Annotated in this window: 11 protein-coding genes; 4 read left to right on the forward strand and 7 right to left on the reverse strand. The window is 70.5% G+C overall.

Annotated elements, in window-relative coordinates; all coding sequences use genetic code 11:
- Nucleotides 1–71 precede the first annotated feature (71 nt).
- Nucleotides 72–254 carry a hypothetical protein gene (locus tag OP04_RS27625; RefSeq protein ID WP_033342764.1) on the forward strand — a complete coding sequence of 61 codons (183 nt, stop codon included), beginning with the start codon at nt 72–74 and terminating at the stop codon, nt 252–254.
- A gap of 104 nt (nt 255–358) precedes the next feature.
- On the opposite strand, the gene ligA is transcribed toward OP04_RS27625, so the two are convergent.
- From ligA to OP04_RS27645, 4 genes are all read right to left on the reverse strand, one after another.
- Nucleotides 359–2467, reverse strand: coding sequence for an NAD-dependent DNA ligase LigA (gene ligA / locus OP04_RS27630; protein WP_085066819.1), 2109 nt, complete (start codon nt 2465–2467; stop codon nt 359–361).
- Between the two features lie 168 nt (nt 2468–2635).
- The gene (locus OP04_RS27635; protein WP_033342765.1) at nt 2636–3451 is read right to left on the reverse strand and encodes a SigB/SigF/SigG family RNA polymerase sigma factor; all 816 of its coding nucleotides are present in this window, start codon (nt 3449–3451) and stop codon (nt 2636–2638) included.
- Nucleotides 3452–3728: 277 nt separating this feature from the next.
- Complete coding sequence (locus OP04_RS27640) at nt 3729–4739, reverse strand: hypothetical protein (RefSeq protein WP_033342766.1); 1011 nt, start codon at nt 4737–4739, stop codon at nt 3729–3731.
- A 166-nt stretch (nt 4740–4905) separates the two neighbouring features.
- A complete protein-coding gene (locus OP04_RS27645; RefSeq protein WP_033342767.1) occupies nt 4906–6717 on the reverse strand; it encodes a rhamnogalacturonan lyase in 1812 nt (603 codons plus the stop codon).
- A 250-nt stretch (nt 6718–6967) separates the two neighbouring features.
- Between OP04_RS27645 and OP04_RS27650 the strand changes: the two genes are divergently transcribed.
- Genes OP04_RS27650 through OP04_RS27660 form a run of 3 tightly spaced genes read left to right on the forward strand, consistent with a single transcriptional unit; the run spans nt 6968 to nt 9624 of the window.
- Nucleotides 6968–8020: a serine hydrolase domain-containing protein gene (locus OP04_RS27650; RefSeq protein WP_051799156.1), complete on the forward strand. Its 1053-nt coding sequence runs from the start codon at nt 6968–6970 to the stop codon at nt 8018–8020.
- A 53-nt stretch (nt 8021–8073) separates the two neighbouring features.
- Entirely contained in the window at nt 8074–8823 is a 750-nt protein-coding gene (locus OP04_RS27655; RefSeq protein ID WP_198153998.1) for a PH domain-containing protein, read from the forward strand.
- 45 nt (nt 8824–8868) lie between these two features.
- Complete coding sequence (locus tag OP04_RS27660; protein WP_033342769.1) at nt 8869–9624, forward strand: SAM-dependent methyltransferase; 756 nt, start codon at nt 8869–8871, stop codon at nt 9622–9624.
- Here OP04_RS27660 and OP04_RS27665 read toward each other — a convergent pair.
- From OP04_RS27665 to OP04_RS27670, 3 genes are all read right to left on the reverse strand, one after another.
- On the reverse strand, nt 9597–10562 hold the full coding sequence (locus OP04_RS27665; RefSeq protein ID WP_051799158.1) for a protein kinase family protein: 966 nt from the start codon (nt 10560–10562) through the stop codon (nt 9597–9599). The genes OP04_RS27660 and OP04_RS27665 overlap by 28 nt on opposite strands.
- Complete coding sequence (locus OP04_RS54845; RefSeq protein ID WP_051799160.1) at nt 10559–10846, reverse strand: hypothetical protein; 288 nt, start codon at nt 10844–10846, stop codon at nt 10559–10561. Before OP04_RS54845 ends, OP04_RS27665 begins: the two co-directional genes overlap by 4 nt.
- Nucleotides 10847–10966: 120 nt before the next feature.
- Entirely contained in the window at nt 10967–12928 is a 1962-nt protein-coding gene (locus OP04_RS27670; RefSeq protein ID WP_051799162.1) for a putative bifunctional diguanylate cyclase/phosphodiesterase, read from the reverse strand.
- Nucleotides 12929–12964: the final 36 nt, after the last annotated feature.

Here is a 12964-nt window from a genome sequence, read left to right on the forward strand (position 1 = left end):
GTCGCATATGGCGCACCCCGGGAAAGCATTTCGGGGTCGCTGGAGAGACGCTTCCATGCCACCATTCAATAATGCGTCAGTTACAGATGTTCACGACCGCGGAGCTGGCCGTCATGCGCGACCGCACCGCGTCCCGTTCCTACTCCCCCGCGGCCGAGGAGTTCCGGCGAATACATGAGCACCACCGCGCGTGGGGCCTCGAGCGCCGCCACGCGGAGCGCCTCCGCAGGGCGCGCCGCGGCACAAATGATTAGCGGACCGATTCTCACGGAAGACCGGGAGGGAGAATGCGAATCAACCGCATCCCCCTCCCGGCGACGCCGAATCCCTCGCATTCTGCGAGCGATGAGCGGGTCTTCTAGAAATCGTCCAGAGTAGGGGATTCGCCGGCGTCGTGGGCTGCCAGCAGGGCGGCGAAACGGTCCGAGGGCATGATGCGCAGGCCCAATTCCTCCGCCTTCGCCGCCTTGGAGCCGGCACCGTCGCCGACCACCACCAGCTGGGTCTTCTTGGAGACGGATCCGGAGGACTTCCCGCCGAGGCGCTCGACGGCCTCGTTGCCCTCGTTGCGGGTCAGGCCGGGCACGGAGCCGGTGACCACCACGATCATCTGGCTGCCGTCCTCGTTGTGCAGCGGCAGGCGCTCGGACGGGTCCGTGGCCGCGGCGGCCGCGCGCTCGGAGGCCGGGACGATGCCGGGCTCGACCATGTTGACGCCGTGGCCGGCGAGTTTGGCGATGATCGGGGCCAGCTCGACGAGCTCGGCCGCGATAGTCGTGGCGCGCTCCGGGCCGACACCCTCCACGTTCTGCAGCTGCTCGACGGTGGCGCCGGTGAGCTCGTCCATGGTGCCGAAGTGGCGGGCCAGGCGGCGGGACATCGAGCGGCCGGTCATCCGCACGCCGAGGCCGGTGAGCACGCGGGACATCGGCTGCGCCTTGGACGCCTCGATGTTCGCCAGGAGCTTGCCGGCGGAGGTGGCGCCCATCCGGTCCAGCTGGGCGACGGCCTCCACGTCCAGGGTGAAGAGGTCGGCCGGGTCGGTGACCATGCCGGCCGCGATCAGCAGGCGGATCACCTTGTCGCCGAGACCCTCGATGTCCATCGAGTCACGCGCGGCGAAGTAGGCCAGCGACTCGCCCGCGCCGCACGCGCGGCCCTGCATGCACCGCCATCGCTTCTGCGAGCGGTCGATCTCGCCGCCGCAGCGCGGGCAGAACTCCGGCGGCGTGAAGGCCACTGCGTCGGCGGCGCGCTCGTCCAGCTTCGCCCCGGTGATCTCGGGGATGACCTCGCCGGCGCGGCGGACGAACACGGTGTCGCCCACGCGCACGTCACGGCGTACCAAATCGTCGAAGTTGTGCAGCGTGGCGGAGGTGACCACCACGCCGCCGACCTGGACCGGCGCGATCACCGCGACCGGGGTGATCACGCCGGTGCGGCCGACCTGCACCTCGATCGCGGTCAGCGTGCTGGTCCGCGTGTCCGCGGGAAACTTGAACGCGGTGGCCCAGCGCGGCGCGCGGCTGGACGAACCGGCCGCATCCCGATCCGCCGGCGCGTCCGCCTTGACGACCGCGCCGTCGATGTCGAAGCCGAGCTTCCCGCGCAGCGCGCCGAGCGCGGTGACGGCGGTGACCAGCTCGTCCACGGTCGTGCACTGCGGCATGCCGGCCGGCGAGCCCGCGGTGGTGGTGACGCCGAGGTCCGCGATCGCGGCCATGGCCGCGCTGTGCGTGAGCCCCTCGCCCTCCGGCAGGTCGTGCACGGCGTAGGCGAGGAAGGACAGCGGCGCCACGTAGGCCCGGTCCTGGGCGCGGAGCGTGCCGGCCGCGGCGTTGCGCGGGTTGGCGAACGGGGCGCCGCCGTGCGCGACACGCAACTCGTTAGCCTTCGTGAAGTCGTCGTCGGTCATGAAGACCTCGCCGCGCACCTCGACCGTGACGGGCCGCCGCAGCTCACCGGGCAGCCCGGCGACCGCGCGCGCCTGGGCGGTCACGTCCTCGCCCGCCTGCCCGTCGCCGCGCGTGGCGACCTGGACGAGCGTGCCGTCGACATATCGCGCGGCGATCGCCATGCCGTCGATCTTCGGCTCGACCGTGAAGCCGGCGACCGGGCGGCCGATCACCTTCTCCAGACGGGCGGCCCAGACGCGCAGCTCGTCCTCGTCGAAGACGTTGCCGAGGCTCAGCATCGGCGTGCTGTGCACGACGTCGCCGACCACGCCGCCACCGGCCGCGACCACCTCGGTCGGCGAGTCCGCCGCCGCCCAGTCCGGATGCACGGCCTCGGTCGCGGCGACGCGGGCGAACAGCGCGTCGTAGGTGGCATCGTCCATCACGATGTCCTCGCCCGCGTAGTAGGCCGCGGCGGCCGCCCGCATCCGCTCGATCGCCTCGCGATAGTCGTCGGTGCTCTCGAACGGCGCGGCGTGGGCCGCATCGACGACGGGGGCGATCTCACTCATGACGCTCTCGTTTCCTCAGGACTCCGTGACGATCATCTTCATACTCCAGGGGTACGACAAACCGCGCCCCACCCCGATCACGCTACGGAATATCCCGAGGTCGATGAGCACACCGGCACACGAAAATGGCGGCGCCGGACCGGCGCCGCCATGAGAAGAGGGGAAAGGTCAGTTGAAGGCGTCGACGTCCATGTGGCCGCGCAGCTTGACCAGCGCCTTGGTGAGCAGGCGGGACACGTGCATCTGGGAGATGCCGATCTGGTCCGCGATCTGCGACTGCGTCAGGTTGCCGTAGAAGCGCAGCGTGATGATCCGCTGCTCGCGCGCGTCGAGCATGGCCAGGGCCGGCCCGAGCGTGGCGCGCAGCTCGACCTCGGCGTACTCGTCGGTGTCGTCGCTGATCGTGTCGCCGAGCTCGGCGCTGCCGTCCGTGCCGAGCGGCGTGGAGAGGCTGGTGGTGTTGTAGGCGCGGGCGCCCTCCAGGCCCTCCAGCACCTCCTCCTCGGTGATGCCGAGGTAGGTGGCGATGTCCGCGACCAGCGGCGAGCGGCCGAGCTTGTGGGTCAGCGTGCTGTTGGCCTCGCTGATCGCGAGCCGCAGCTCCTGCAGCCGGCGCGGCACGCGGATGGACCAGGTGCGGTCGCGGAAGTGGCGCTTGATCTCGCCGACGATGGTCGGGATGGCGTAGCCGGAGAAGTCCACACCGCGCGAGGCGTCGAACCGGTCGACCGCCTTGATCAGGCCGACCATCGCGGTCTGCACGAGGTCGTCGGTGAGCTCGCCGCGGCCGGAGTAGCGCTTGGCGAGGTGGCGGGCCAGCGGCAGCCAGGCCTCGATGGTGCGGTCGCGGAGCGCGGCGCGGCGCGGGTCGTCGGACGGCATCGCGGCGAGCGCGACGATCAGGTCCGCGGCGGCGTCCGCGGCGCGACCGTCCGTCATCGTTTCGCGGTCGGTGGTGGTCGGCTGGGCGATGGTTATGGTCATGAGAGCGGTCCTTCGCTTTGTCCGGCCAGCCCGGATACCCGTTCGGCTTTCCCGACCATAGCCGAACGGCGGAGGAAGAGGATAGCCGAAAGTATGAGTTACTTTCGGTGTTCACTCGTTCGCAGTCGACAAACGATCAGGTTGGCGAGGCTTCTTCCCACGGCCTTCCGGGTTCAAACGCATCCCGCATACTTTTTCGCGAATCTTTCGTCGGCCGGTCTCCCGCGCCCGAGCGCCGATCGCGCGCGACCGGACGGCCGCGCGCGATCGAGCACGCCTACGGCGTGGTGAGCGGCGCGTCCGCCCCGGTCGTGGAGGTACGCGGCGTCAGCCGGACACCGGCCGGCACCGGGTTCGGGAAGCCGAGCACCGCCAGCCCGCCCTTGACCTGGTTGCCGGCCTCGCAGTCCTCGGTGCAGTTCGTCGGCGGGTTCGCGACCTCGGTGGCGTCCTCGCCGGTCACCATGCCGAGCCGGCCGCCGCTGGCCACGTCCCAGATGCTGGTGGCGCCGCAGTGGTCCGCGGTCTCGGCCAGCCCGAGCGTGTTCGTGAAGTCCGGCCCGCACTCGGACTGCTTGATGCGGGTGGCGACCTGCGCGCTGTCCCTCAGCACCAGCCGCGGCGCGATGTCCGAGCCGATGTTGACGCGCGGAGTGACGCGCACGCAGCGGTCGCCGGCCGGACCGGTCGCCGGGTTCACGCAGTCGTCCCCGAGGAATACGCCCAGCTGAGCGCGGAAGTTCGGGTTGTCGTAGTAGAACGCGCTGTCCGCGAGCGTGTGCGTGATCCGGGTCCGGGTCCCGTCGCCGCGCTCCACCTCCATCTGGAAGATGCCGCCCTGCGCGCAGTCCTTCGCCTGGATCTTCATCGTGAGGCCGTTCGGGCCGGTGCGGGACAGCGTCAGGTCCTCGTCGCGCAGCTCGACCGCGATGCCGCTGGTCAGCGTGAGCCCGCGGTGGTCCGGCACCTTGCTCGCGTAGACCGGGGTGAGCCGGCCGCCGGTCATGTCGCCGACGTTCGCGCGGCCGGTCCACGCGTAGTCGTAGATGCCGAACGTGGCCGGGTCGACCGTGAACTGGGTGAATCGGCCCTGCACCGTGAACCGGCCGGCCGGCGCCGCGATCGTGCCGCGGAAGCGCTTGTCCGTGCCGGTCTTGCCGAGCGTGGTGTAGCTGCCGCCCTCGCAGAACTTCGAGCTGGCCGCGGAGGCCTGCGGCGCGATCGCCACGACCGCGGCGAGCGGTGCGATGAGCACGGCGGCAAGCGCCAGGAGTCTCTTGCGTGACATGTGAAACGCCCTTCCGGAACGGTGATCGAGCCGCGTCAGCCTGCGCCGACGGCCGATAAGGGGGCGCTAGCCGATTGCTAAGGGAGGGTTAAGACCGGTCCTCAAAGGACACAAACACAGGATCGGCCGGGGGTACGCGTACCCCCGGCCGATCTTGGTGTTGCTTTCAGGAGATCTGGAAACTCGGGTGCGGCGGCTGGTTGTAGGCCGTGTTCTGCCAGGCCACGGCCTCGCGGTACATGCGGTCCTGCATCAGCGAGACGTGCGAGATGCTGGTCGCGTCCGTGGTCTGGTAGATGCGCAGCGCGGTGTTGTTCGTGGTCGGCCAGATGACCTCTTCGCGCCAGTCGCCGAGGATGTCGGCCTGGAGTGACGGCGTCGCCTTGGTGCCGTTGTTGGAGTGGACGCCGCTCGCGGTGAGCAGCGTGGTGTCGGCCGACGTGCCGTACTTCTTGATGCTGGTGGCGTCCAGCAGCTCACGCTGGCCGTCGCCGTCCCACCAGATGACGAAGTTGGTGGACGACGGCTTGCGGCCGATGTTCGCGTTGGTGGCGCTGCGCAGCCCGTCGACCGCGGACGACCAGGACTCCGCGCCGGCGCTGCCCGCGTAGATGTCGGCGGAGACGCCGCGGCCGTTGTCGCAGCCGCAGGACGGGGCGGACCAGATGATCGCGCCGGTGCGCGCGTCCGCCATGTAGTGCGCCAGCTTCGACGTGTCCTCGTCGACCTTGAACACCTCGAGGCCGGCGCGGCTCGGGATCAGGTCGCCGACGTGCAGCGCGTCGCCGTGGCCCTGACCGGTGCGCCACAGCCCGGCGCCGTTGTCGTCGATCGCGATCGCGCCGTAGATGATCTCGTCCTTGCCGTCCGCGTCCACGTCCGCGATCGACAGCTGGTGGTTGCCCTGCCCGGCCCACGCGGACCCGTTCGTGGACGAGTTGCTGTCGAACGTCCACTTCCTCGTGAGCGCGCCGTTCCGGAAGTCCCAGGCCGCCACGACGGTACGCGTGTAGTAGCCGCGCGCCATGATGATGCTCGGGTAGGAGCCGTTGATGTACGCGGTCCCGGCCAGGAACCGGTCCACCCGGTTGCCGTAGCTGTCACCCCAGCTGCTGACCGTCCCGCGCGCGGGCACGTAGTCCACGGTGGCCGCCGCGCGCCCGGTCTGTCCGTTGAAGACGGTCAGGAACTCCGGACCGCTGAGGATGTAGCCGGAGCTGTTCCGGTAGTCAGCGGTGGAGCTGCCGATGACCGTGCCGCCGCCGTCCTTCGTCCCGTCCGCGGTCTTCATCGCGACCTCGGCCTTGCCGTCACCGTCGTAGTCGAAGACCTGGAACTGGGTGTAGTGCGCGCCGGCCCGGATGTTACGGCCGAGGTCGATGCGCCACAGCCGGGTGCCGTTCAGCTTGTACGCGTCGATGAACACGTTGCCGGTGTAGCCGGACTGCGAGTTGTCCTTAGCGTTCGACGGGTCCCACTTCAGCACGATCTCGTACGCGCCGTCGCCGTCCAGATCACCCACAGAGGCGTCGTTCGCGGAGTAGGTGTAGGCGACGCCGTCCGGCGTGGTCCCGCCGGACGGCACCTGGATCGGCACGTCCTGCGAGGCCGCGAGCGTCTGCACCGGCTCGTCCGCTGCGAACGTCTCGATGCCGCCGGCGACCGGCCGGACCGTGTAGGTCGCGTTCGCGGGCGCGCCGGCGTCGGTGAAGTTCGTGACGGCGGCGGTGCTGACCTTGACGCCGTCGCGGTAGACGTTGAACGCGACGCCGGCCGGGTCGGCCGCGAGCAGCCGCCAGGAGAGGAAGTTGCCCTTGTCCGTGCGGATGCTGACCAGGCCGCGGTTGAGATTCTCGGTGGTGGCGGCCTGTGTTACGGGGGCGGCCGTCTCGGCCGCGTTCGCCACGGTGACGCCGCCGCCGGTGAGCAGCAGCGCGGTGGTGGTGGCGATCGCGTACCGTTTCTTGATACGTTTCATCTACGGGAGTCCAATGCCTTCGGGGTCACGGTCCACCTGTGCGCCGGTGCCAGGCGGTGGAGCCGGCACCGACCCAGGGCGCGGCGAACCACGGCCGTGCGGTCACTTCCCGGTGGAGGCGGAAAGCGTTTTCCCGGTGGTTAACCTAGGCGTAACATCGCAGCTTGTCAATGGCTGGTAGGGTTCTCCCCCGGTCGCGGGTCGGGGCTGCAGGAGTGTGCTTCCGCACGGATGAGACCAGGCTGGGCGCATGCGAATCGCCATCCGATGCGCGCTGGCGGCGGCACTTCTACTGACCGTCACCGCGGCCGCGCCCGGACAATCCCGGCTGCGGCGGGACGTGAACGCGTTACGGGCGCTCGGCGTCACCGGCGTCATGGCCCGGACCGACCATGAGACGGTCCACAGTGGCTTCCCGGACGATGATCCGTACATCAGGATCGGCAGCAGCACCAAGGCATTCGTCGCCGTGGTCGTGCTGCAACTGGTCGCGGAGGGCCGCCTGACGCTCGACCAGCCGGTCGTCCGTTCCGTGACCGTCCGTCAGCTGCTCCAGCACACGAGCGGCATCGCCGACTACACGGAAGACCTGATCCCGAACTACCTGACGCCGGTGAGCTACCGCCGGGAGCGCTGGCGGACGTACCCGCCGGAATCGCTTGTCGCTCTTGCCTTTCAACACCCCATCGCGGGTACGGAGTGGAGCTATTCAAATACGAACTACGTGATCCTCGGGCAGCTGATCTCGCAGGTGACCGGACGCTCGTGGGAGACGGAGGTGCATGATCGGATCCTGCGTCCGCTCGGGCTCCGGCGGACGATCACGCCGGGGACGTGGCCGTTCCTGCCCGCGCCGCACGCCCGCAACTATCTGCGGTTCGCGCCCGGGGCACCGCTCACCGACACGACGATCGCGGTGCGCGGCCTGGACAGCGGCGCGGACGGTTCGATGATCAGCACCGCGTCCGACCTGAACGTGTTCGTCCGGGCGCTGCTGGGCGGCCGCCTGCTCCCCGCGGCCCAGCTCACCGAGATGCGCACAATGGTGATCGTGCCCGACGGCTACGGCTACCCACCCGGCACCGGCGACGGCCTGGGCATCTTCTACCGCCCGCTCCCCTGCGGCGGCGGCTACTGGGGCCACGGCGGCAACGGCTTCGGCTACGAGGTCCTCCCGGTCATCGACGTCGCGCGCGACCGCGCCCTCACCGTCTCCCTCTTCACCCGCACCGCCGACCCGGCCGAACACGCCTCCTGGCAGGCCGCCCAGACCACGCTCATCACGAACGTCTTCTGCGGCTGACCGGCCGCTCGGCCCGCTCCGCCTGATCGATCAACTTGACTGGGTTCTCCATAGTGGCGGATGTGGTGGAGCGGGAGTACTTCGGGCCGTACGGGATCGCGGCACGGAACGCGGTGATCGCGTCGGTGCTGCTGGTGCTCGGCATCGTCGGCGTGGGCGGCGGGTTGCTGGCGGACGGGAACATCGCGGTCTGGGTGCGGGTCGTGCTGGCGGCGGGGCTGCTGGGCGGCGCCGGGCTGCTGGTCTGGCTGATGGCGTCGCGCACGATCGTCGACGCTGACGGGCTGGAGATCCGGGTGCTGTGGACCCGCAGGCGCATCCGCTGGTCCGAGCTGCAGGAGATCGATCTGGAGTACCGCCCGGAGCTGGAGGCGTTCGCGCCGGGCCCGATCGCGGCCGCGCACGCCTACGACTCGTCCGGTGGTCGGCGCACCCTACCGGGCCTGGAGCCGATGCAACTGGCCGCGCGCGGCATCGACGCGAACGACGAGGTGGCCGCACTGCGTGCGGCCTGGATCCGCCGGCGCGGACCGGACTGGACGCCGTCACCGGCCGCGCTCGCCCATCTGCTGGACCGTCGGGAGCACGGGGACCCGTGGTTGCGCGCGATCATCTCGGCCTTCGGGGGCGCGATCGCCGGGCTGGTGCTGGTGCTGGGCGGCCTGTTCCTTGACGTGCCGGTGACACCGTTGCTTCTGTGGCTCCTGCCGCTGGCCTTCTTCGCGGCACAGCTTGCGCGTGGTCTGGTGCGCCGGCGGCGCCGGATCGCAGCGGCCGGCCGGCTCTCTGGCGGCGATGCCTGATCGGGCCGCTTGCTGATGATCTCCGGGTTGGTTAGAAACGGTGGCATGACGCTGCCGGACCTGCGGACCGACGTGCCACACGCCGCCCGGATCTGGAACTACTGGATGGGCGGCACGGACAACTTCCCTGCGGACCGGGCCGCCGGTAACGCGGTTGTGCGGGTCTATCCGGAGATCGCGGCGATGGCCCGGTTGTCGCGCGGTTTCCTGATCCGCGTGGTGCGGTTCCTGGCCGCGGAGGCCGGCATCCGGCAGTTCCTGGACGTCGGCACCGGCCTGCCCACGATGCAGAACACGCACGAGGTGGCGCCGGGCGCGCGAGTGGTCTATGTGGACAACGACCCGCTGGTGCTGGCGCACGCGCGCGCTCTGCTGACCGATGAATCAGTCAGGTACGTGCATGCGGACTACCACGAGCCGGAGACGATCCTGCGTGAGGCGGCGAGAACGCTGGACTTCCGGCAGCCGGTCGCGGTCATGTTCATGGGCGTGATGGGCTACGAGCCAGATCTTGAGGTGGTACGGACCATCGTCGCCCGGATGATGGCCGAGACGACGCCCGGCAGTCACCTGGTGTTCTGGGACGGCACGAACACCACGCCGGCGGTGGTCGAGGGGGCAAAGCGGCTGGCCGAGAGCGGCGGTGTGCCCTACATCCTGCGCAGCCCCTCGGATCTGGCCACCGTCTTCGCCGGTCTGTCCATGGTGGAGCCCGGTCTCACCCAGATCTCCGGCTGGCGGCCGGCCTCCCCCGAGGTCGAACCGATCGACGCCTACGGCGCGGTGGCGCGCAAGGACTGAGCGCGCTTGTCGCCCTCCACCATCCCGCGCAGGAAGCCGCCCATCAGCGTGGCGGCCTCGCGGTGCCGGGCCACGATCGCGGCGGCGCCGGGTGGCAGGCCGTCGCCGTCGGGGTGGGCGGTCAGCCAGGACGAGGCATCGCGCCAGGGCACGTCCAGGTGGTGGGTCAGGAGCCAGTGCACCAGGTGCGAGGCGGTGTAGATGCGGTCGTAGTCGCGGTGCTCCCGGTGGAAGGCGCGTTCCTCGGGCGACAGCGCGAAGCCGTCGTGCAGCGCGAGACCGAAGTCGGCAAGGTAGACACGCTCGCCGTCGGTCAGCACGTTGTGGAAGTGGGCGTCGAAGTGGATCAGCCCGTGCGCGGCCATGAAGGTGACGGCCTCGTGCAGCGCGTCGTCGGCCCACGCGTAGTCGGGGTGGTGCCGCAGCCAGGCGTCCAGCGTGTGCGGGACGTGCTCGAGGAAGAGCGTGAGCGCGGACGTGGCGCCGGCGAGTGCGGTGAGGCGGTCCCGGACCGCGGGATCGTCCGCCCAGTACGCGGTCCAGCGGTCGATCTCGGCCGGGTCGGCGGGGGACGACGCGTACGGCAGCACGCGGGCGTGGTGCAGCAGCGGGAAGCCGTCGAAGCTCCCGTCGCGTACCCACTCGGTGGTCATGGTGTGCACGGCCAGCTCGCGCCACGCGCCGAAGCCGGTGGAGCCCACACCGTACTGGTAGAAGAGCGGCAGGCCGAACAGGTTCGCGGTCGATCCGGGGCTGGCCAGCTCGCGCGCGGTCAGCGGCACGCGCTTGACGAAGACCGGCACGCCGTCGATCTCGATCGTGCCGGTCGCGCCGCCGATGCCTTCCGTCGATGCGGCGCCGGCCAGCGCGGCGATCTCCGCGTCGTCACGGGCCGCGAGCGACGCCGACAGCGCCCGGTGCCGTGCCAGCCGGCTCACCAGAACTTGCGGCGGTAGTGGCCCTTGTGCCGGTAGTGCCCCTTGTGACGGTAGTGCCCGCGATGCCGGTAGTGGCCGCGGAACCCGCCGCCGTGGTGGTAACCGGGCGGCGGCCCGTAAGGCTGGTGCCCGTAACCGCCGTGACCGTGGCCGCCGTGGTGTCCGTGCAGCCGCCGGTTGACCATGCCGAGCAGCCCGCTCGCGATCGGGTTGCCCCGATGCGCCCTGCGCTGCAGCTTCGACGCCACCATCGACAGCACGAACCGCTTGACGAATCCGCTCACCGCACCCCATCCCCTCGACGACCCCCACCCACGGTAAGCGATCATGTCCACACCACCCTGTGACCGCCCTGCCGGTTCCCTGTGAACCCGATGCGATGCCGGGTGACTCTGCCGCCGTCGCTAGGACGGCATTGCGGAGACCGGTTCGGTGGACCAGGAGACGGCCCAGCGGGCGAAGTCGTCGGCGGGGAGGGGGCGGCAGAAGAGGTAGCCCTGGGCGATCTCGCAGCCCATGTCGCCGATCATGGCGTGGGTGCGTTCGTCCTCGACGCCCTCGACGACGACCTGGAGGCCGAGCGCGTGGGCCAGGTCGACGATGGCGGTGACGATGGGGCGGCCGCGGCTGGTGGAGAGGATCTCGGTGGTGAACTGGCGGTCGATCTTGAGTTCGTCGAGCGGCATGACCTGGAGGTAGCTCATCGACGAGTAGCCGGTGCCGAAGTCGTCGATGGAGAGCAGCACGCCCCGGTCGCGCATGTCGCGCAGCGCGGCGGCCGCGCGGGCCGGGTCGTCGACCAGCGCGGACTCGGTGATCTCGATGGTGAGCTGGCCGGCGGCGGTGCCGTAGTGGTCCATGAGCGCGCCGACCCTCGCCGGGAAGGCCGGGTCGAGCAGGTTGGAGGCGCCGACGTTCACCGAGACCGGCGTCAGCAGGCCCTCGTGCCGCCAGCGCTGGTGCTGCGCGAGCGCCTCCTCCAGCACGGCCTCGGTGAGCGGGCGCATCAGGTCGCTCTGCTCCGCGCTCGGGATGAACAGGTGCGGGCCGAGCAGGCCGCGGGTCGGGTGCCGCCAGCGGACCAGCGCCTCCGCGCCGCAGAGCGCGCGGGTGCCGACGCGGACCTTCGGCTGGTAGTGCAGCTCCAGTTCGCCGTTCTCGATGGCGCGGCGCAGCTCGCCGAGCAGGGTGAGCTGCTCGAAGCTGTTCTGGTCGGCCTCCGGGTCGTACATGCTGATGCCGCTGTGCCCGCGTTTGGCCGCGTACATGGCGACGTCCGCGTGCTGGAGCAGCTCGGCCGCGCTGGTGCTGGGCGTGGGGTAGAACGCGACGCCGATGCTGCCGCTGATGTCGAGCGTGAGGCCTTCCAGCTCGGCCGGGCCGCAGAGTCCGGCCAGTATGCGCCGGCCGATCTCCATGACCTCGTCCGCGGACTGGACCTCGGAGAGCAGCACGGCGAACTCGTCGCCGCCGAGCCGGGCGACCACGTCCGTGCCGCGGGACGCGCCGGTGAGCCGCCGGGCGACCTCCTGGAGCAGCAGGTCGCCGGCGTGGTGGCCGAGCGTGTCGTTGACCTCCTTGAACCGGTTGAGGTCGATGAGGAGCAGGCCGACGCCGGGGCCGCCCGGGACCGTACGCGCGATGGCTTTCTCGATGCTCTCGGTGAGCAGGTTGCGGTTGGCGACGCCGGTGAGCCCGTCGTGGCTGGCCCGGTAGCGGCTCTCCGCGGCCTGGCGCTCGGTGCTGCGCTGGTAGACGAGCAGCACCACGGTGCAGAAGCCGACCAGCGCCAGGTCGGCGAGCGAGATGACGCCGACGGCCAGCTTGATCTGGCCGCTGTCCTGCTGCGCCTCGCGGAGCCGGTCGCCGATCTCCAGGTTGTTGCGGGCGATGTTGAGCGAGGCCTGCTTGCGGAGCGCGGCGGCGCTGAGCGCGGCCTGCCGGGCCTGCTGGACGACCAGCTCCGCGTCGGTGCCGCGGGTGGCGTCGACCAGGTTCCGCAGCGTGTAGCTGTAGCCGCCGTAGGTGTTCTGCAGCGCGCGGGCCTGGGCGCTGTCCTCCGGGCCGCCGTTGGCGTTGAGCCAGCGCAGGTTCACCTCGGCGGACCCGATCGAGCCGGTGAGCACGGCGCGGCCCTGGGCGCTCTGCTGGTCCAGGAAGTCGACCAGCAGCTCGTACTCAATATTGATCTTGAGGTAGATCTCGTTCCACTGCTGGCTGACCTGCTGCCGGGAGGCGACGCTGGCGGATGCCTGCGCGGTACTGCGCGCGCTGAAGAACGCCAGCCCGGCCAGCAGCGCAAGGCCGATCGTGAGGGCGACGATGGCGCTGCGCGCCACGGCACGGCGCTGCAACCAGTGACGCATCCAGCACCTCCCTCACCTGCGCACATCGACCGGAGT

Origin of the sequence: Catenuloplanes japonicus (assembly GCF_000717135.1) — a bacterium.
Taxonomy (GTDB): domain Bacteria; phylum Actinomycetota; class Actinomycetes; order Mycobacteriales; family Micromonosporaceae; genus Catenuloplanes; species Catenuloplanes japonicus.